This window comes from Pseudomonas sp. M5 (genome assembly GCF_016907075.1).
Classification (GTDB): Bacteria; Pseudomonadota; Gammaproteobacteria; order Pseudomonadales; family Pseudomonadaceae; genus Aquipseudomonas; species Aquipseudomonas putida_E.
This window is the reverse complement of record NZ_JAFBBH010000001.1, coordinates 1,909,432-1,929,671: the sequence shown is the minus strand read 5'-3', so window position 1 is coordinate 1,929,671 and position 20,240 is coordinate 1,909,432. Positions and strand designations below refer to the sequence as shown.

The following is a 20,240-nucleotide window of genomic DNA, read 5'->3' as shown; positions in this document are numbered from 1 at the left end:
GTTGCCGCGCCGGTTACAGCTGCAGCAGACGGAACAGGGCGATCAGGTTGATCTGCGCCAGGGCTTCCTTGAATTCGGCATCGGTGTCGTTGTGGATGCGCTTTTCGAAAGCGGCGAGGATCTGGTGCCGGTTGCTGCCCTTGACTGCCATGATGAACGGGAACTGGAACTTGGCCTTGTAGGCATCGTTCAGTTCGGTGAACCGGGCGAACTCTTCGGCGGTGCACTGGTGGATACCGGCGCCGGCCTGTTCGTTAGTGCTCGATTCGGTCAGCTCGCCCTGGATGGCGGCTTTACCGGCCAGGTCCGGGTGAGCGTTGATCAGCGCCAACTGGTCGGCGTGGTTGGCACTGAGCAGGATGTCGCTCATGCGCTGGTGCAGCGCTTCGATCTCGTTCAACTCGTCCAGCTGGCCCAGGTCGTAGGCTTTTTCGGCGACCCATGGCGAATGCTCGTAGATGTCGGCGAAGACCTTGACGAAGGTGTCACGGTCCAAGGTCGATGGCTTGAGGGTCTTGAAGGCGGTCATCAGGCGTTCTCTTTCTTGTACGGGTGGGTGGCGTGCCAGTGGCGGGCGATGTCCGCGCGACGGGCGAACCAGACCTGGTCATGGCTCTTGGCGTAGTCGACGAAACGCTTGAGCGCGGCCAGGCGCGCCGGGCGGCCGACCAACCGGCAGTGCAGGCCGATGGAAAGCATCTTCGGCGCTTCGGCACCTTCGGCGTACAGCACATCGAAGGCGTCCTTGAGGTACTGGAAGAACTGCTCGCCGCAGTTGAAGCCCTGTACCTGGGTGAAGCGCATGTCATTGGTGTCCAAGGTGTAGGGGATCACCAGGTGCGGCTTGCCGGTCGGGTTGTTCGGTTCCCAGTAGGGCAGGTCGTCATCGTAGGTATCGCTGTCGTAGAGGAAGCCACCTTCCTCCATGACCAGGCGGCGGGTATTGGGGCCGGTGCGGCCGGTGTACCAGCCTACCGGGCGTTCGCCGGTCAGTTCGGTGAGGATGCGGATGGCCTCGAGCATGTGCTCGCGCTCCTGGGCCTCATCCATGTTCTGGTAGTCGATCCAGCGGTAGCCGTGGCTGCAGATCTCGTGGCCGGCTTCGACCATGGCGCGGATCACGTCCGGATGGCGCTGGGCAGCCATGGCCACGGCGAACACGGTCAGCGGCACGCCGCTGTCCTTGAACAGCTTGAGCAGGCGCCATACGCCGGCCCGGCTGCCATATTCGTACAGCGACTCCATGCTCATGTTGCGCTGGCCCTGCAACGGCTGGGCAGCGACCATCTCGGACAGGAAGGCTTCGGATTCTTTGTCGCCGTGCAGGATGTTGCGCTCGCCACCTTCTTCGTAATTCAGGACGAAAGACAGCGCGATGCGGGCATTGCCCGGCCATTGCGGGTGAGGTGGGTTGTTGCCGTAACCGATCAGGTCGCGAGGATAGTCAGCGCTCACTGCAGTCTTCCTTCTTGTGCGTTAGTGCGGGGGGTGGGCGGGCCGCGTCGGGATGTCGCACCACCGGATGGGCTGATTGTATACAACTTCTGAAATCATTTGTAAGCCTGTTTTTCCGCATTTCTTCCCTTTTGTCGCCTGAGAATCTGTTGCAAGAAACCTGCCTGATTGGTCAGTTAATGAGATTGGCGTCGGCACAGCGCCTGTATTTGCGACTATTGACCCGTTCGAGCGGGCCTCGACGGAAGGGCTCAAAAAATTGTGTACAATCTGCCGACGAAATGTCTTAATAACGGCATTCCCGCCCATCGCAGGTTCCTTGCCGTGCGAATGGCTGTGTATTTTTTGCCCACAGATTGAACAAGAGGCGACAAGCAATGGGACGTTTGACTACACACGTACTGGATGCAGCTCACGGCTGCCCGGGCAGCGCGATCAAGGTCGAGCTGTACCGTGTCGAAGGCCAGCAGCTTGAGCTGGTGAACACTGCCCTGACCAACAGCGATGGCCGCGTCGATGCGCCGCTGTTGCAGGGTGACGATTACCGTACTGGCGTTTACCAGCTGCAGTTCAGTGCTGGCGCCTACTACCGTGCTCGCGGCGTACAACTGCCGGAGCCGGCGTTTCTGGATGTTGTTGTGCTGCGCTTTGGCATCGACGAGAAGCAGGAGCACTACCATGTGCCGCTGCTGATCTCGCCGTATAGCTATTCGACCTATCGCGGGAGCTAGTTGGTCGCTAGAAGAATCTTCGTAGGTCCTTGGCCCGCTCTCACACTGGCGGGCTTTTTTTCGTCTGCTGTTTTGTGTTCTCTCCACTGGCTTCATCGCCGGCAAGCAGGCTCCCACAAAAGGTACGGCGCCGGCCTTATCGAATGGCATCCAAGCGATTTCGCCACTCTCCCGGGCACTGACCTATTCAACTTCTAAAGCTGACGCCACTCCAGTAGAAGCCGGCTTGCCGGCGATGAGGGCGGTGCTAACAGCACAAAAAGGGCGCCGAAGCGCCCTGTTCTGGTGCAATTGTCAGCTCAGAGGAACACGAACTTGGCAATGAAGATCGCGCACAGCACCCACAGGCTGGCCGAAATCTCTTTGTACCTGCCGGTACCGGCCTTCAGCGCCACATAGGTGATGAAGCCCATGGCAATACCGTCTGCCACCGAGAAGGTCAGCGGCATCATGATCACCGTGACGATCGCCGGGATGCTGTCAGTGGCTTCATCCCAATGGATGTGCGCCATGCTGCCCATCATCAGCATGGCCACGTAAATCAGTGCACCTGCAGTCGCGTAGGCTGGAATCATCCCGGCCAGCGGTGCAAAGAACATCGCCGCCACGAACAGCAGGCCAACCACCACCGCGGTCAGGCCAGTGCGGCCACCTGCGGCAACACCCGCGGCACTTTCTACATAGCTGGTTACCGGCGGCACCCCGACCACGGCACCGAACACGCTGGATGCGCTGTCCGCCTTCAATGCCTTCGACAGGCCTTCGATGCGGCCGTCCGGTGCCACCAGGTTGGCCCGCTGGGCGACGCCCATCAAGGTGCCGGCGGTGTCGAACATGTGCACGAAGAGGAACGCCAGCACCACGCTGATCATGCTCACGTTGAACACGCCGGCCACGTCCATGGCCATCCAGGTGGGGGCCAGGCTCGGAGGCATCGACATCACGCCGCCAAATTTCACCAGGCCCAGGCCCCAGCCTGCCAGCGTGACGCCGATGATGCTGATCAGGATGGCGCCGAACACGCGTTTGTAGCTGAGGATGGCAATCGACAGGAAGCACAGGGCCGCCAGCAGCGGGCCTGGTTCATGCATGGAGCCCAGCTTGATCAGCGTGGCCGGGCTGTCGACGATGATGCCTGCGGTCTTGAGGCCGATCAGCCCGAGAAACAATCCGACGCCGGCCCCCATGGCATGTCGCAGGCTTACCGGGATGCTGTTGAGCAGCCACTCGCGGACCTTGGACAGGGTCAGAAACATGAACAGCACACCGGATACGAATACCGCGCCCAGCGCTGTCTCCCAGTTGTAGCCCATGGTCCCGACCACGGTGTAGGTGAAAAACGCGTTGAGGCCCATGCCCGGCGCCAGGCCCACCGGCCAGTTGGCGTACAGGCCCATCAGCAGGCAGCCCAGTGCTGCGGCAATGCAGGTGGCGACGAATGCTGCGCCGTGATCGATGCCGGCGTCAGCCATGATGTTGGGGTTGACGAAGATGATGTACGCCATGGTGATGAAGGTGGTCACCCCGGCGATCATTTCGGTTTTGACGGTACTGCCGTGTTGCTTGAGTTTGAAAATCCGCTCCAGCCAGCTCGTTTCGAGCGGCGGAGCGAGATCCAGCGTAGGTGCGTCGGATTTGCGGCTTTCCACAGCGGTACTCCTCAAGTCTTTCTTGTTGTTCTTGGAGCCAGTGACCTGCGCAATGCACTTGGTGGCTCCGCGAGGGATGGCAGACGTCTGACGCCGCTTTGTTGACTTACGGGTCAAGAAGTTGCTCGATGGATTATGCTTTTGTGTACAAAGAAAGCAAATAATGTTTTATCTTTTGTGCGCACAATATGCCGCGCATCGGCTATATAGCTAAAAGCCCACCTGCAGAAACGGCTCAGCCTGTGTACAATGCCGCCATACTTTCCTTCGTGCCTCGAGAGCCCATGAACGAACAGCTGCAACCTCTGAAGAAACCTGCACGTACCGGCAAGGCTGGCCGCAGCGGTACCCAGGACGATATCGTCTATGCGCATATCTTCGAGGCGATCCTCGAGCAGCGACTCGCACCGGGCACCAAGTTGAGCGAGGAAGCGCTGGGCGAGATATTCGGCGTCAGCCGTACCATCATCCGTCGTGCCTTGTCGCGCCTGGCCCACGAAAGCGTTGTGCTGCTGCGGCCCAACCGCGGTGCCGTGGTGGCCAGCCCGACGGTCGAAGAGGCGCGCCAGGTGTTCTTCTCCCGGCGCATGGTCGAACGCGCCATCACCGAACTGGCCGTACAGCATGCCACCCTCGAGCAGCTCAACGAACTGCGGCACATGGTGCGTGAAGAGCGTGACAGCTTCTCGCGGGGCGACCGTGGTGCCGGCATCCGTTTGTCCGGCGAGTTTCACCTGAAGCTGGCCGAGGCGGCCGGCAATGCCCCGCTGGTCAGCTTCCAGCGCAGCCTGGTGTCGCAGACGTCGCTGATCATTGCCCAGTACGAAAGCGGCAACCGCTCGCACTGCTCTTACGACGAGCACATGCAACTGATCGATGCCATCGAGGCGCGTGATGCCGAGCAGGCGGTCAGCCTGATGATGCATCACATGGACCATATCGACAGCAAGCTCAACCTGGACGAGGAGAGTGCCTCGGACGATCTGCATGCGGTGTTTTCGCATCTGCTGAAAAAACCCAAGGTTTCGCTCAAGGGTTGATCGTTTGCCTGGCTGAATGAGTGGCCATAAACCAAACGTCTGCTAGATTCTTGTGAGCAAACCTTCATCAAGTAGTTGGGCTTGCGCAGTCTCCTGCGTTCAACTACATGAGGAAAGGTTCATGTCGACGTCTTTGGGTGTGCGCATGGGAGCCGAGCTGATCGGCACCTTCTGGTTGGTACTCGGCGGCTGCGGCAGTGCGGTAATCGCAGCCAGCTCTCCCCTCGGCATCGGCGTTCTCGGTGTCGCCTTCGCTTTCGGTCTTACCGTGCTGACGATGGCATTCGCCATCGGCCACATCTCCGGTTGTCATCTGAACCCTGCCGTTTCCTTCGGGTTGGTAGTGGGCGGGCGTTTTCCGGCCAAAGAGTTGCTGCCTTACGTCATCGCTCAGGTGATCGGTGCGATCTGCGCGGCAGCGGTGATCTACTTCATCGCCAGTGGCAAGGCCGGCTTCGAGCTGTCGGCGGGCCTGGCGTCCAACGGCTATGCCGACCACTCGCCAGGCGGTTACTCGCTGGGCGCAGGTTTTGTCAGTGAAGTGGTGATGACGGCGATGTTCCTGGTGGTGATCATGGGCGCAACCGACGCTCGGGCCCCGGCGGGTTTTGCACCCATCGCCATCGGCCTGGCCCTGACCCTGATCCACCTGATCTCGATCCCTGTGACCAATACCTCGGTCAACCCCGCGCGCAGCACGGGGCCGGCGCTGTTCGTCGGTGGCTGGGCCTTGCAGCAGCTGTGGCTGTTCTGGTTGGCGCCGCTGATCGGGGCAGCGATCGGCGGCGCACTTTACCGGGGCCTGGCGAAAGTGCCTTAGCGCTGGTGCACGCAGCGCCCGGCGGCGTAGGTTTCGCGCACGGTGCGATCATCGCCCAAGGTGGTGAGCACGAACAGGGTCTCTTCGATGCTGCCTGATTGCTGGATACGGTAGTCAAGCAGCGGCGTGGCCTTGTAGTCGAGCACCACGAAGTCGGCATCGTTGCCGGGGCGCAGGCTGCCGATCCGGTCATCCAGGCGCAGCGCACGGGCACCGCCCAGGGTGGCCAGGTACAGCGACTTGTAGGGGTGCAGGCGCGCGCCTTGCAGCTGCATGACCTTGTACGCCTCGTTCAGGGTATTGAGCAGCGAGAAGCTGGTGCCGGCGCCGACGTCGGTACCCAAGCCTACGTTTACCTTGAAGCGTTCGGCCTGGGGCAGGTTGAACAGGCCGCTGCCCAGGAACAGGTTCGAGGTCGGGCAGAAGGCGATCGCCGAGCCCGTCTCGGACAAGCGCTGGCATTCGTCGTCGCACAGGTGCACGCCGTGGGCGAAAACGGAGCGCTCGCCGAGCAGTTCGAAGTGGTCGTAGACGTCCAGGTAACCTTTCTGCTCAGGGAACAGTTCCTTGACCCAGTCGATTTCCTTGAGGTTCTCGGACAGGTGGGTGTGCATGTAGACGCCCGGGTGCTCCTTGAGCAACTGCCCGGCAAGCTTCAATTGCTGCGCGGTGCTGGTGGGCGCGAAGCGCGGGGTTACCGCGTAGTGCAGGCGGCCCTTGCCGTGCCAGCGCTCGATCAGCGCCTTGCTGTCGGTGTAGCTGGTTTCGGCGGTATCGGTCAGGTAGTCGGGGGCGTTGCGGTCCATCATCACCTTGCCGGCGATCATGCGCAGGTCCAGGCGCTCGGCCTCCTCGAACAGTGCATTGACCGACTGCGGGTGCACACTGCCGAACACCAGCGCAGTGGTGGTGCCGTTGCGCAGCAGTTCCTTGAGGAAGATCTTCGCCACTTTGTCGGCGTGATCCTTGTCGGCGAACTGCTTTTCACAGGGGAAGGTATAGGTGTTGAGCCAGTCCAGCAGTTGCTCGCCGTAGGAACCGATCATGCCGGTCTGCGGGAAGTGAATGTGGGTGTCGATGAAGCCCGGGGTGATCAGGGCGTCCTGGTAATGCACCACTTCGATGTCGGCATCCAGCGTCGGCAGCAGTTCGCTGGCATGACCCAATGCACTGATGCGACCCTCGTCGATCACCAGCAGGCCGTCCTCGTAGTACTCATGAGAGGCGTCCAGGCCCACCTCGGCCGGGTCGGCGATGCTGTGCAGGATGGCGGCACGGTAGGCTTTGCGGGTAACGGTCATAACTCACTCGTCAATTGGCTTGGCTGCGCCGGGAGGGCGGCAGCAACTGGGCGATGGGGCCCGCATTGACGCCAGCGTCATGCTGGCCAAAGCAGGCGTTGTAGGTGGCAATGATTTCGCCGGCGATGGACACGGCGATCTCGATCGGCAGCTTGCCCTTGACCTCGGCGATACCCATCGGGCAACGCATGCGCGCCATCACTGCCTCGTCAAAGCCGCGCTCGCGCAGGCGGTGTTCGAACTTGACCCGTTTGGTCTTCGAGCCGATCAGGCCGAACCAGGTGAAATCGTTGCGCTTGAGAATGGCGGCGGTCAGCTCCAGGTCGAGCTGGTGGTTGTGGGTCATGACGATGCAGTAGCAACCGGCTGGCAGCTCGGCCACTTCGTCGACCGGCTCTTCGCTGACCACCTTGGTCACCCCGTTGGGGATGAGCTCGGGAAATTCCTGTTCACGCGAATCGATCCAGCGCACCCGGCAGGGCAGGGCGGCGAGCAAGGGTACCAGAGCCCGGCCGACATGGCCCGCGCCGAACACGGCGATTTGCGCCTGCACAGCGGTCATGGGCTCGAACAGCAGCACGGTGACGCCGCCACAGCACTGTCCGAGGCTGGCGCCGAGGCTGAAGCGCTCCAGGTGCGGCGTGGTGCGGTGTTCTTCGAGCATTGCCCGGGCAATGTGCAGCGCCTTGAATTCCAGGTGGCCGCCGCCGATGGTGTCATACAGGGCTGTGGCACTGACGACCATTTTCGAGCCGGCATTGCGCGGGGTCGAGCCGCGCTCCTCGATGATGGTCACCAGTACGCAGGGTTCGCCGCGGGCCTGGTGGTCGGCGAGGGCGTTGATCCATTGGTGCATGATTCAAAATCCTCTATGGGCGACTCGGTCCTGTGGTAGGAGCGGCCTTGTGTCGCGAAAGGGTCGCGTAGCGGCCCCAAGAATCTCCATTGCTGCACAGATCTTGGGGCCGCTGCGCAGCCCTTTCGCGACACAAGGCCGCTCCTACCACAGGTCTGCGGCGTCAGTGAGTGGAGGTTTCCAGTTCCTGCAAGGCAGGCTGCGCGGCAGTTACTTGCTTGCGCATCTGCTCGCACCCCCACAGCACCCGCTCCGGTGTCGCCGGTGCGTCGATGTTCGGTTGCAGCCGGTAATCGGCAATGCTGGCCACGGCATCCTTGATCGCGCACCAGGCGGCGATGCCGAGCATGAACGGTGGCTCGCCAACCGCCTTGGAGTGGAACACGGTGTCTTCCGGGTTCTTGCGGTTTTCCACCAGTTTCACCCGCAGATCCAGCGGCATGTCGGCCACGGCCGGGATCTTGTAGCTGGCCGGGCCATTGGTCATCAGCTTGCCCTTGGCATTCCACACCAGCTCTTCGGTGGTCAGCCAACCCATGCCCTGGATGAAACCGCCTTCCACCTGGCCAATGTCGATGGCCGGGTTCAGCGAATCGCCGACGTCGTGCAGGATGTCGGCGCGCAACATCTTGTACTCGCCGGTCAGGGTATCGACGACCACTTCGACGCAGGCGGCGCCGAAGGCGAAGTAGTAGAACGGCCGGCCGCGTGCCTGGCTGCGGTCGTAGAAGATCTTCGGCGTGCGGTAGAAGCCGGTACTCGACAGCGACACCTGGGCGAAGTATGCCTGCTGCACCAGTTGTTCGAAGCTGACGATCTGGTCGCGCACGCGCACATGGCCGTTGCGGAACTCGACGTCCTCCTCGGTAACCTGATAATGCCGCGCGGCGAACTCGGTCAGGCGCTTTTTGAGAATCTCGGCGGCATTCTGCGCCGCTTTGCCGTTCAGGTCGGCGCCGCTGGATGCCGCCGTTGGCGAGGTGTTGGGCACCTTGTCGGTATTGGTGGCGGTGATCTGGATGCGGCTGAAATCAACCTGGAAAATCTGTGCAACGACCTGGGCCACCTTGGTGTTCAGGCCCTGGCCCATCTCGGTGCCGCCGTGGTTCAGGTGGATGCTGCCATCGGTGTAGATATGGATCAGCGCGCCGGCCTGGTTGAGGAAGGTGGCGGTGAACGAGATGCCGAACTTGACCGGGGTCAGCGCCAGGCCTTTCTTGAGGACCGGGCTGTTGGCGTTGAAGCGGCGGATCGATTCGCGGCGTTCTGCGTAGTCGCTGCTGGCTTCCAGCTCGGCCGTCATCTCCTCGAGCATGTTGTGCTCGACGGTCTGGTAATAGTGGGTGACATTGCGCTCGGTCTTGCCGTAGTAGTTGGCCTTGCGCACTGCCAGCGGGTCACGGCCCAGGTGACGCGCAATGTGGTCCATCACCTGCTCGATGGCAACCATGCCTTGTGGGCCGCCGAAGCCGCGGTAGGCGGTGTTGGAGGCGGTGTTGGTCTTGCAGCGGTGGCCGTGCACGGTGGCATCGCCCAGGTAGTAGGCGTTGTCGGAGTGGAACATGGCACGGTCGACGATCGAGCCGGAAAGGTCGGGCGAGTAGCCGCAGTTGCCGGCCAGGTCCATGTTGATGCCTCGCAGGCGCCCGTCGTCATCGAAGCCGACGTCGTACTCGACATAGAAGGGGTGGCGCTTGCCGGTCATCATCATGTCTTCGACGCGCGGCAGGCGCATCTTGGTCGGTTGGCCGGTCAGGCGTGCGATCACCGCGCACAGGCAGGCCGGGCTGGCGGCCTGGGTTTCCTTGCCGCCGAAGCCGCCGCCCATGCGGCGCATGTCGAGCACCACCTTGTTCATCGGCACGTCGAGCACTTCAGCGACCAGCTTCTGCACTTCGGTAGGGTTTTGCGTGGAGCAGAAGACGATCATGCCGCCGTCTTCGGTGGGCATTACCGAGGAAATCTGCGTCTCCAGGTAGAAATGCTCCTGGCCGCCGATATGCAGGGTGCCCTGCAGGCGGTGCGGGGCGCTGGCCAGGGCGGTGGCCGAATCACCGCGCTGGTGGGTGTGGCTGTCGAGTACGAAGTGCTTCTTGCGCAATGCCTCGACCACGTCCAGTACCGGCTCCAGGTCTTCGTATTCGATGATCGCCGCCATTGCTGCACGGCGCGCGGTGTCCAGGTCGCGCGCGGCCACGGCGAGCACCGGCTGGCCGAAGAACTCGACCTTGTCGATGGCCAGCAACGGGTCACCGGCCACCACCGGGCCGATGTCCTTCAGGCCAGGAATGTCCTCGTGGGTGATGGCGATGCGCACCCCTTCGAAGGCATAGCAAGGTGTGGTATCGATGCGCAGGATGCGTGCGTGGGCACGGTCGGCGGTGCGCGCATAGACGTGCAACTGGTTGGGGAATTCCAGGCGGTCGTCGATGTACACCGCTTCACCTGCCACGTGCTTGTCGGCGCTGTCGTGCTTGACGCTGCGGCCAACCCCGTTGGTCAGGTCCTGGCTGAACAGTTCGGCCATCTCGGCCTGGCTCTTGACGGCGTGATGGTTAGACATAGTCGGTCACCCGGGTTTCGATGTGCGGCGTTTGCTGTTCGATGAAGTACTTGCGCAGCAGGTTCTGCGCGGCCAGCAGGCGGTATTCCTTGCTGGCGCGGAAGTCGCTGAGCGGGGTGAAGTCCTCGGCCAGGGCCTGGCAGGCGCGCTCCAGGCTCGCCTGGTTCCAGGGCTTGCCGCGCAGGGCTGCTTCACAGGCGCGGGCACGTTTGGGGATAGCGGCCATGCCACCGAAGGCAATGCGCACCCCGCTGACCACGCCGTCTTCGATGCTCAGGTTGAAGGCGCCGCACACGGCCGAGATATCGTCATCCAGACGCTTGGAGACTTTATAGGCGCGGAAGGCCCAGTCATTGCTGGCTCGCGGTACGATGATCTTCTCGATGAATTCGCTGTCCTGGCGGGCAGTGATGCGGTAGTCGATGAAGTAGTCCTCCAGCGGCATCGTGCGCTGGCGGTCGCCCTGGCGCAGCACGATCTGTGCATCGAGGGCGATCAGCAAGGGCGGTGAGTCGCCGATCGGCGAGGCGTTGCCGATGTTGCCGCCCAGGGTGCCCTGGTTGCGGATCTGCAGCGAAGCGAAGCGGTGCAGCAGGTCGCCGAAATCGGGGTATTCCTCATTGAGCGCGCCGTAGCAATCGGTGAGCGGCGTGGCGGCGCCGATTTCCAGGTGGCTGGCGGTCTTGTCGATGCGTTTGAGTTCGGCCACGTGGCCGACATAGATCATGACCGGCAAGGTCTTGTGGAATTGGGTGACTTCCAGCGCCAGGTCGGTGCCGCCTGCCAGCAAGCGCGCTTCGGGGTGCGAGCTGTACAGGTCGGCGAGGTCGGCCACGGTCAGCGGCACCAGGCAGCGCTTGTCGCCGCTGTTGAGCTCGCCGGTCTGGGTTGGTGTGATGGCTTTCAGGCGGCTGATGGTCAGCGCTTGTTGCGCGTCGAACTGATCGCGGCAGGGTTGGCGGCAGCTCTGTTCGGCAGCATCGAGAATCGGGCGGTAGCCGGTGCAGCGGCACAGGTTGCCCGCCAGCGCCTCCTGGGCCTGATGCAGGTCGTGGCCCTGGCTGTTTTTCTGCAGGGCGAACAGCGACATGACGAAGCCTGGGGTACAGAAGCCGCATTGCGAGCCGTGGCAGTCGGCCATGGCTTGTTGCACGCTGTGCAGTTCGCCCTGGTGCTTGAGGCCCTCGACGCTGATCAGTTGCTTGCCGTGCAGCGACGAAACGAAGGTCAGGCAGGAGTTGAGGCTGCGGTAGCGCAGGCTGTCCTGGCCTTGATCATCCTGGGTCAGCTCGCCGACCACCACGGTGCAGGCGCCGCAGTCGCCGCTGGCGCAGCCTTCTTTGGTGCCGGGTTTGCCCAGGTGCTCACGCAGGTACTGCAGCACCGTCATGTTCGGGTCCAGGGCGTGCTCGCTGCGCAGCTCCTGGTTGACGAGAAACTGGATCACGGGGATGGCCTCGCAATGGTTTTATTGTTGTTGAGCGGACAATAAGCAGAGCTGACACGATGGTCAATAATTTTCTGACTTGAGGGTCAAGAAATTCTCCGCACGGTAGTCTGGCCGCCCAGCCTGCCCATATACAAAGCATAGATCGGGCCGCCTTGACCGTTGTCTGGCGGCTCAAATAAAGGCTGTCGCCCCTCTGCGCGACTGCTGGCCAAGTGCGCTACAATCGTCCACTTGTGCCCAGTTCAATGATTTTGAAGGAAAACCATGACGTTCAAGGCGCCGGACAGCCTCTCCGAGCAGATTGCCGACTACCTGGCCGAACGCATCATCCGCGGCGAGCTCGAGCCGGGTGAGCGCATCCAGGAGCAGAAGGTCACCCAGGCGTTGAATGTCAGCCGCGGCTCGGTGCGTGAAGCGTTGTTGATCCTCGAACGTCGTCATCTGGTTGCGATCCTGCCGCGCCGCGGCGCCCATGTGACCAGGCTCGACGAACGCAGCGTGCGCAGCCTGTGCGCCCTCATGGGCGAGTTCTACATTCTGCTGGGTAACGCCGTTGCGCAGAAATGGCGCACCGACGCAGACCTGCGCCCGTTCCTGGACATCCAGCAACGCCTGCAGCAGGCCCGTGAACAAGGTGACATCAAGGCCTTCGTCGCCGACAGTTTTGCCGTGATGCGCGCCGCCTATCCGTTTGCCGACAATCCTTACCTGCAGGAAACCGTCGAAAACCTGCAGCCGGCCATGAGCCGGGCCTATTATCTGGCCCTCGACCAGCGCCAGGCCAACATGCTCGATTACCTTGACCTGTTCGCCCACCTGCTCGACGCCGTGGTCGCCCGTGATCTGCCGCGCATCCGCGAGGTACTCACCGCCTATTGCCAGCGCAGTTGCGAGCTGGTGCTGGCGGCGCTGGCCCGAGGCTGACCGATGCGCCTGAAGTGCATTCGCCTGGCCGGGTTCAAGTCGTTCGTCGACCCGACCACCGTCAACTTCCCCAGCAACATGGCGGCCGTGGTCGGGCCCAATGGCTGCGGCAAGTCCAACATCATCGATGCGGTGCGCTGGGTGATGGGCGAAAGCTCGGCGAAGAACCTGCGTGGCGAGTCGATGACCGATGTCATCTTCAACGGCTCCACCAGCCGCAAACCGGTCAGCCAGGCCAGCATCGAGCTGATCTTCGACAACAGCGAGACCACGCTGCTGGGCGAATATGCCGCCTATGCGGAAATCTCCATCCGCCGCAAGGTCACCCGTGACGGGCAGAACACCTATTACCTGAACGGCACCAAATGCCGCCGCCGCGACATCACCGACATCTTCCTCGGCACCGGCCTGGGCCCGCGCAGCTACTCGATCATCGAACAGGGCATGATCTCCAAGCTGATCGAGGCCAAGCCCGAGGAGCTGCGCAACTTCATCGAAGAGGCGGCGGGCATCTCCAAGTACAAGGAGCGCCGCCGCGAGACCGAAAGCCGCATCCGCCGCACCCAGGAGAACCTGGCGCGCCTGACCGACCTGCGCGATGAGCTCGAGCGCCAGCTCGAACGCCTGCACCGCCAGGCGCAGGCCGCTGAGAAATACCGTGAGTACAAGGCCCAGGAACGGCAGCTCAAAGCACGTTTGGCGGCGCTGCGCTGGCGTGACCTGGATGAACGCGTACGCCAGCGCGCGTCGGTGATTGGCGATCAGGACGTGGCCCATGAGGCGCTGGTTGCCGAACAGCGCAATGCCGATGCGAGTATCGAGCGCCTGCGTGACGGCCATCACGAACTGTCCGAGCGCTTCAACCAGGTGCAGGGGCGCTTCTATTCGGTGGCCGGTGACATTGCCCGGGTCGAGCAGAGCATTCAGCACGGTCAGCAGCGCCTGCGCCAATTGCAGGATGACCTGAAGGAAGCCGAGCGCACGCGCCAGGAAACCGAGTCACACCTTGGGCATGACCGCACCCTGCTGGCGACTCTCGGTGAAGAGCTGGCGATGCTCGAACCGGAGCAGGAAATGACCTTGGCCGCAGCCGAAGAGGCTGCCGCTGTCCTCGAAGAGGCCGAGTTGGGCATGCATGGCTGGCAGGAGCAGTGGGACAGCTTCAACACCCGCTCCGCCGAGCCGCGGCGCCAGGCCGAGGTGCAGCAGTCGCGCCTGCAGCAACTTGAAGCCAGCCTGGAGCGCATGGCCGAGCGCCAGCGCAAGTTGAGCGAGGAGCGCGACCAGTTGGGCGCTGACCCGCAGGACGGCGCCATGCTTGAGCTGGCCGAGCAGTTGGCTGCCAGCGAGATGCTGCTTGAAGAGCTGCAGCTGTCCGAAGAGCAGGTGGTCGAGCGCCTGGAGGGCGTACGCGCGCAATTGCAGCAGGCGGCCCAGGCTCAGCAGCAACAGCAAGGCGACTTGCAGCGCCTGGGGGGCCGTCTGGCATCCCTGGAGGCACTGCAACAGGCCGCGCTCGAGCCCGGGGCCGGTGCTGCCGAGTGGCTGCGCGGGCAAGGTCTGGAGCAGCGGCCGCGCCTGGCGCAAGGGCTGCGTGTGGAACCGGGTTGGGAGCTGGCGGTGGAAACCGTGTTGGGCGCTGACCTGCAGGCCGTGCTGGTGGAGGACTTCACCGGCCTGGATTTTGCCGAGCTGGAGCAAGGCGAGCTGCGTCTGTTGGTGGCGGGGCAGGAAGGTGCACGCCGGCCCGGCAGCTTGCTCGACAAAGTCGAGGGGCACACCGACCTGGCCCCTTGGCTGGCCCAGGTCCGGCCAGTTGAAGACCTGGCTCAAGCCCTCGCTGAACGCGCCGGGCTTGGCGAAGGCCAGAGCCTGGTCAGCCGCGATGGTTACTGGGTTGGTCGGCATTTTTTACGCGTCAGCCGGGGGGGCGAATCCCAGGGTGGGGTGCTGGCGCGGGGCCAGGAAATCGAGCGCCTCGGCCAGGAGCAGCTGGAGCTGGAAGCTACGCTGGAGCAGATGGAGCAACAGCTGCAAGCCTTGCGTGAGCAGCAACTGGGCCTGGAAGAGCAGCGCGAGCAGCTACGCCGTAGCACCCAGGAAGAGAGCCGCCAGCATGGCGAGCTCAAGGCCAGCCTTTCGGCAGGCCGGGCCCGTGCCGAACAGGTGGAGCTGCGTCGGCGCCGGCTGCAGGAAGAATTGAGCGAACTTCAGGAGCAGCGCGCTCTGGAGCATGAGCAACTGGGCGAAGCCCGCCTGGTGCTGCAAGAGGCCCTGGACCTGATGGCCCAGGACACCGAGCAACGCGAACAGTTGATGGCCCGCCGCGATACCCTGCGCGAAGGCCTTGACCGGATCCGCCAGGAAGCTCGCCAGCACAAGGATCACGCTCACCAGTTGGCTGTGCGCCTGGGATCACTGCGTGCCCAGCACGACTCGACCCGCCAGGCACTGGAACGTCTGGAGCTGCAGGCGGCACGCCTGAGCGAGCGGCAGGAGCAGCTGAGCCTGAACCTGGAGGAGGGCGAGGCACCGCTGGAAGAGCTGCGCCTGAAGCTGGAAGAGCTGCTTGAGCGGCGCATGAGCGTCGACGAAGAAATGCGCCAGGCGCGCTTGCACATGGACGAAGCCGATCGCGCCCTGCGCGACGCCGAAAAGCGCCGCACCCAGGCCGAGCAGCAGGCGCAGTTGCTGCGTGGCCAGCTCGAGCAGATGCGCCTGGAGTGCCAGGGGCTGGATGTGCGGCGCAAGACCTTGCAGGAGCAATTGCTGGCTGACGGCTACGATTTGCAGGGTGTGCTTGCCACCGTCGAGGCCGAGGCCAGCGAACAGGGTACCGAGCAGGAGCTGGAACAGATCGACGCCCGTATTCAGCGTTTGGGCGCGATCAACCTGGCCGCGATCGAGGAGTACGAACAGCAGTCCGAGCGCAAGCGCTACCTTGATGCCCAGGACGCCGATCTGGTCGAGGCGCTGGACACGCTGGAAAACGTCATCCGCAAGATCGACAAGGAAACCCGCAACCGCTTCAAGGATACCTTTGATCAGATAAATGCCGGATTACAGGCACTTTTCCCAAAAGTTTTCGGTGGTGGCAGCGCTTATCTGGAACTGACGGGCGAAGATCTACTCGATACAGGGGTGACGATCATGGCGCGCCCACCGGGCAAGAAGAACAGCACCATCCATTTGCTGTCCGGCGGCGAGAAGGCACTGACCGCATTGGCGCTGGTGTTTGCCATCTTCAAGTTGAACCCCGCACCGTTCTGCATGCTCGACGAGGTCGATGCGCCGCTGGACGATGCCAACGTCGGCCGGTATGCCCGGTTGGTCAAGGAAATGAGTGAAAGCGTGCAGTTCATCTACATCACCCATAACAAGATTGCCATGGAGATGGCGGATCAATTGATGGGGGTAACCATGCATGAGCCTGGGTGTTCACGTCTTGTTGCAGTGGATGTGGAGGAGGCATTGGCCATGGTCGACGCCTGATGAGCGAAGAGAAGGCGGATTGTGCAGGTAAATGCCCCCGCCATGTGCGACAGACGGTGTAAAGTTGTCTTTGGTCGTGCTAGCTTAATGTCACTCGTTTTTTGCGTGGGTAAAACGCCTGTCAGAACATAGAGTTGGCGCCACGTGTTAAAGGGCTTTGAAGCCTTTGTTTTCAAGCATATTTTTATAGAGGCACGGGATTACATGGAAATCGGTCTGCGCGAGTGGCTGATCCTCATCGGCATCATTGTCATCGCCGGTATTCTTTTCGACGGCTGGCGCCGTATGCGCGGCGGAAAAGGCAAGTTGAAATTCCGTCTGGATCGCAGTTATTCCAACCTCCCGGACGAGGAAGGCAGCGCTGAGGTGCTCGGCCCGTCGCGGGTGCTCGATACCCAGAAGGAACCGGAGCTGGACGAAAGCGACCTGCCGTCGCTCAGTGCGCCGGCGCGTGAACGCGAGCGCGAGCAGAAACCGGCCAAGGCCAGCAAGCGTGGTAAACGTGCCGCTGAACTGCAGCCGCAGGGCGACCTGGACCTGGTGGCCGAGCAGCGCGAGCCCGACCTGTTCGCCGATGCCGATGACGATTTTGCTGGCGACAACAACCGCAACAGTGGTTTTGCTGATGCGGGCGGTGCTGCCAAGGAGCTGCCGCCGGTCGAAGAGGTGCTGGTGATCAGCGTGATCTCCCGCGACGAAGGTGGCTTCAAGGGCCCGGCGCTGCTGCAGAATATTCTTGAAAGCGGTTTGCGCTTCGGTGAAATGGACATTTTCCACCGTCACGAAAGCATGGCCGGTCACGGCGAAGTCCTGTTCTCCATGGCCAACGCGGTCAAACCCGGCATTTTCGACCTGGACGACATCGACCACTTCAGCACCCGTGCGGTGAGTTTCTTCCTCGGGTTGCCAGGGCCGCGTCATCCGAAACAGGCCTTCGATGTGATGGTCGCTGCGGCGCGCAAGCTGGCCCACGAGCTCAATGGCGAGCTCAAGGATGACCAGCGCAGCGTGCTCACCGCCCAGACCATCGAGCATTACCGCCAGCGCATCGTCGAGTTCGAGCGCCGCGCGCTGACCCAGAAACGCTGATGTCATTGAGCGAGCGGACCATGCCCTGGTCTTGCTCGCTTCGTTTCAAGCGCAAGAGCAGCCTGGGGCTAATGCCAGTCAGTTAGCGTTACCAGGGCTGCTTCGCAGCCCATCGCCGGCAAGCCGGCTCCCACAGATACCATGCAGTTCTTGAGGTCTGCGCTGTGCCTGTGGGAGCTGGCTTGCCGGCGATGGGCCGCAAAGCGGCCCCAAATCGTTTAACTGACTGGCATTGAGCCTAGGGCTGCTCTTTTGCTTTGCAAGAGAACCTGAAGAATGAACGCCGAATCCCGAATCCACGCACTGCGCGCCGAACTCGACCAGCACAACTACCGCTACTACGTACTCGACGAGCCCAGCGTGCCGGACGCCGAGTACGACCGCCTGTTCAACGAGCTCAAGGCCCTCGAAGCCGAACATCCTCACCTGATCACTCTCGACTCGCCCACTCAACGCGTCGGCGGCGCTGCCCTGGCCGCGTTCAGCCAGGTGCGCCACGAAGTGCCCATGCTCAGCCTGGGCAACGCCTTCGAGGAAGCCGACCTGCGTGAGTTCGGCCGCCGTGTGGTGGAAGGCCTCGACCAGCCGGGCGCGGTCGACTACAGCTGCGAGCCCAAGCTCGATGGCCTGGCGGTGAGCCTGCTCTATCGCGATGGCCAACTGGTCCAGGGCGCGACCCGGGGTGACGGCACCACCGGCGAAGACATCAGCGCGAACGTGCGTACCGTGCGCAACATCCCGCTCAAGCTGCAGGGCAAAGGTTGGCCGGCTGTGCTCGAAGTGCGTGGTGAAGTGTTCATGAGCAAGGCGGGGTTCGATCGCCTCAATGCCGCACAGGCCGAAGCCGGGGGCAAGACCTTCGCCAACCCGCGCAACGCAGCTGCCGGCAGCCTGCGCCAGTTGGACTCGAAGATCACCGCCAGCCGCCCGCTGGAATTCTGCTGCTATGGCGTTGGCCAGGTCTCGGCAAGCATTGGCGAGAGCCACATCGGTATCCTCGAGCAGCTCAAGGCATGGGGCTTGCCGATCAGTCGCGAGCTCAGGCATGCGGCTGGTATCGAGGAGTGTCTGGCTTACTACCGCGATATCGGCGAGCGGCGCAACAGCCTGCCGTACGAAATCGATGGGGTGGTGTTCAAGGTCAACAGCCTGGCCTCCCAGCGCGAGCTGGGCTTTCGCGCCCGCGAGCCGCGTTGGGCCATCGCCCATAAGTTCCCGGCCATGGAAGAGCTCACCGAGGTGCTGGATGTGGAATTCCAGGTCGGGCGTACCGGTGCGGTCACGCCGGTTGCACGCCTCAAGCCGGTCAAGGTGGCTGGCGTGACCGTGTCCAACGCCACCCTGCACAACATGGACGAGATTGCCCGGCTGGGCCTGCGCATCGGCGATACGGTAATTATCCGCCGTGCCGGTGACGTGATCCCGCAAGTCATGCAGGTGGTGCTTGAACGCCGTCCCGAAGACGCCCGACCGGTGCAGGTGCCAAGCGCGTGCCCGGTGTGTGGTTCCCAGGTTGAGCGTACTCAGCTGGTCAAGCGTAGCAAGGGCAAGGAAACCACCAGCGAAGGCGCGGTGTACCGTTGTGTCGGCCGCCTGGCCTGTGGTGCCCAGCTCAAACAGGCGATCATTCACTATGTTTCGCGGCGAGCCATGGATATCGACGGCCTGGGCGAGAAGAGCGTCGAGCAGTTGGTGGACGAAGGCCTGATCGGTTCGCCGGCGGACCTCTACAAGCTGCAATTCGACCAGATCGTCGGGCTGGAGGGATTTGCCGAAGTCTCCAGCAAGAAACTGCTGGATGCCATCGAGGCCAGCAAGCGCCCGAGCCTGGCGCGCTTCATCTATGCCCTGGGCATCCCGGATGTGGGGGAGGAGACCGCCAAGGTACTGGCCCGCTCGCTGGGCAGCCTGGCCCGGGTGCAGCAGGCGTTGCCGCAGGTGCTGACGTACCTGCCGGACATTGGTCTGGAAGTGGCCTACGAGATCCACAACTTCTTTGAAGACGAACACAACTGCAAGGTCATCGAACAGTTGCTCGGTTGCGGCATGCAATTGCAGGACGAAGGTGAGCTGGCTGCCGAATTCGCTGCCAGCACTACCCTGGCCGGGATGATCGCCAAGCTCGACATCGCTTCGGTCGGGCCCACGGGCGCGGAAAAGCTGGTCGCCAAGCTGGACAGCCTGGACAAGATCATCGCGGCCGACGGCATCGACCTGCGTCAGGCGCTGGCAGCGAAACAGGCCGAAGCCGTGCGCGAATTTTTCAAGGACGAGGCCAACCAGAAGCTGGCCAGAGACATCGAAGCCCAGTTGCTGGCGTTCGGCATGCACTGGAACAGCGAAAAGAAGGTCGCCGAGGGCTTGCCCCTGGCTGGCCAGACCTGGGTGCTGACCGGCACGTTGGAGCGCATGAGCCGCGACATCGCCAAAGAGAAGCTGGAAAGCCTGGGGGCCAAGGTGGCCGGTTCGGTGTCGGGCAAGACACACTGCGTGGTCGCTGGCCCTGGCGCCGGTTCCAAGTTGGCCAAGGCCAGTGAGCTGGGGGTCAAGGTGCTGGATGAGGATGCGTTCGTCGTGTTCCTGGGCGAGCAGGGTATTGCCATCTGATTGGCCTGGCCCCATCGGTCTGGACAAGTCATTGAGAAATGATGACTTTTTCTCCGGTTAAAGGTTGTAACTTCGCCCCAGACCGGTACAATGGCGCGGCTCGCTGCTTGGCGAGCCGCGTAGTGGTGGCCCCATCGGTCCCCCCGCATTGATTACCCGTTAACCTGGTCAGGCCCGGAAGGGAGCAGCCATAGCGGGAACATCGAGTGCCGGGGTGTGGCTGGTGGGGCCGCCTCCATTTCTGGGGTTCAAAAACCTCAGCC

Annotated in this window: 14 protein-coding genes and 1 other RNA gene; 8 read left to right on the top strand and 7 right to left on the bottom strand. The window is 62.6% G+C overall.

From position 1 onward, the window contains the following. Nucleotides 1-13: 13 nt before the first annotated feature. Nucleotides 14-529, bottom strand: a complete 516-nt coding sequence (gene uraD, locus JOE27_RS08655; protein ID WP_012315445.1) for a 2-oxo-4-hydroxy-4-carboxy-5-ureidoimidazoline decarboxylase — start codon at nucleotides 527-529, stop codon at nucleotides 14-16. Then, the gene (gene puuE, locus JOE27_RS08650) at nucleotides 529-1,455 is read right to left on the bottom strand and encodes an allantoinase PuuE (protein WP_012315444.1); all 927 of its coding nucleotides are present in this window, start codon (nucleotides 1,453-1,455) and stop codon (nucleotides 529-531) included. Before puuE ends, uraD begins: the two co-directional genes overlap by 1 nt. A 377-nt stretch (nucleotides 1,456-1,832) precedes the next feature. Between puuE and uraH the strand changes: the two genes are divergently transcribed. Continuing rightward, nucleotides 1,833-2,186: a hydroxyisourate hydrolase gene (uraH, locus tag JOE27_RS08645; RefSeq protein ID WP_012315443.1), complete on the top strand. Its 354-nt coding sequence runs from the start codon at nucleotides 1,833-1,835 to the stop codon at nucleotides 2,184-2,186. A 299-nt stretch (nucleotides 2,187-2,485) separates the two neighbouring features. Here the strand turns inward: uraH and JOE27_RS08640 are convergent, their stop codons facing one another. Beyond that, nucleotides 2,486-3,805 (bottom strand): NCS2 family permease, encoded by a 1,320-nt coding sequence (locus JOE27_RS08640; protein WP_223255092.1) that lies wholly within the window; start codon nucleotides 3,803-3,805, stop codon nucleotides 2,486-2,488. Nucleotides 3,806-4,119: 314 nt separating this feature from the next. Between JOE27_RS08640 and JOE27_RS08635 the strand changes: the two genes are divergently transcribed. Further along, nucleotides 4,120-4,875: a GntR family transcriptional regulator gene (locus JOE27_RS08635; RefSeq protein WP_046785309.1), complete on the top strand. Its 756-nt coding sequence runs from the start codon at nucleotides 4,120-4,122 to the stop codon at nucleotides 4,873-4,875. 121 nt (nucleotides 4,876-4,996) lie between these two features. Then, nucleotides 4,997-5,695, top strand: coding sequence for an aquaporin Z (gene aqpZ / locus JOE27_RS08630; RefSeq protein ID WP_119687520.1), 699 nt, complete (start codon nucleotides 4,997-4,999; stop codon nucleotides 5,693-5,695). Here the strand turns inward: aqpZ and guaD are convergent. The 4 genes from guaD to xdhA form a co-directional block, all read right to left on the bottom strand. Beyond that, entirely contained in the window at nucleotides 5,692-6,996 is a 1,305-nt protein-coding gene (guaD, locus tag JOE27_RS08625; RefSeq protein WP_115274211.1) for a guanine deaminase, read from the bottom strand. The genes aqpZ and guaD overlap by 4 nt on opposite strands. A gap of 10 nt (nucleotides 6,997-7,006) precedes the next feature. After that, the gene (xdhC, locus tag JOE27_RS08620) at nucleotides 7,007-7,852 is read right to left on the bottom strand and encodes a xanthine dehydrogenase accessory protein XdhC (RefSeq protein ID WP_046785306.1); all 846 of its coding nucleotides are present in this window, start codon (nucleotides 7,850-7,852) and stop codon (nucleotides 7,007-7,009) included. 163 nt (nucleotides 7,853-8,015) lie between these two features. After that, on the bottom strand, nucleotides 8,016-10,415 hold the full coding sequence (xdhB, locus tag JOE27_RS08615) for a xanthine dehydrogenase molybdopterin binding subunit (protein WP_115274212.1): 2,400 nt from the start codon (nucleotides 10,413-10,415) through the stop codon (nucleotides 8,016-8,018). Continuing rightward, complete coding sequence (gene xdhA / locus JOE27_RS08610; RefSeq protein WP_046785304.1) at nucleotides 10,408-11,862, bottom strand: xanthine dehydrogenase small subunit; 1,455 nt, start codon at nucleotides 11,860-11,862, stop codon at nucleotides 10,408-10,410. The genes xdhB and xdhA overlap by 8 nt, the downstream gene beginning before the upstream one ends. 267 nt (nucleotides 11,863-12,129) lie before the next feature. Here xdhA and JOE27_RS08605 point away from each other — a divergent pair, with 267 nt between their 5' ends. The 5 genes from JOE27_RS08605 to ffs all read left to right on the top strand — a co-directional run bounded on the left by JOE27_RS08605 (nucleotide 12,130) and on the right by ffs (nucleotide 20,206). Next, nucleotides 12,130-12,789 carry a GntR family transcriptional regulator gene (locus JOE27_RS08605; protein WP_012315435.1) on the top strand — a complete coding sequence of 220 codons (660 nt, stop codon included), beginning with the start codon at nucleotides 12,130-12,132 and terminating at the stop codon, nucleotides 12,787-12,789. A gap of 3 nt (nucleotides 12,790-12,792) precedes the next feature. Then, a complete protein-coding gene (gene smc / locus JOE27_RS08600; protein ID WP_119687519.1) occupies nucleotides 12,793-16,281 on the top strand; it encodes a chromosome segregation protein SMC in 3,489 nt (1,162 codons plus the stop codon). Between the two features lie 204 nt (nucleotides 16,282-16,485). Then, nucleotides 16,486-17,370, top strand: coding sequence for a cell division protein ZipA (zipA, locus tag JOE27_RS08595; protein ID WP_115274215.1), 885 nt, complete (start codon nucleotides 16,486-16,488; stop codon nucleotides 17,368-17,370). Nucleotides 17,371-17,646: 276 nt separating this feature from the next. Then, on the top strand, nucleotides 17,647-19,977 hold the full coding sequence (gene ligA / locus JOE27_RS08590) for an NAD-dependent DNA ligase LigA (protein WP_204918538.1): 2,331 nt from the start codon (nucleotides 17,647-17,649) through the stop codon (nucleotides 19,975-19,977). A gap of 132 nt (nucleotides 19,978-20,109) precedes the next feature. Further along, nucleotides 20,110-20,206, top strand: an RNA gene (ffs, locus tag JOE27_RS08585) — signal recognition particle sRNA small type. Nucleotides 20,207-20,240 lie beyond the last annotated feature (34 nt).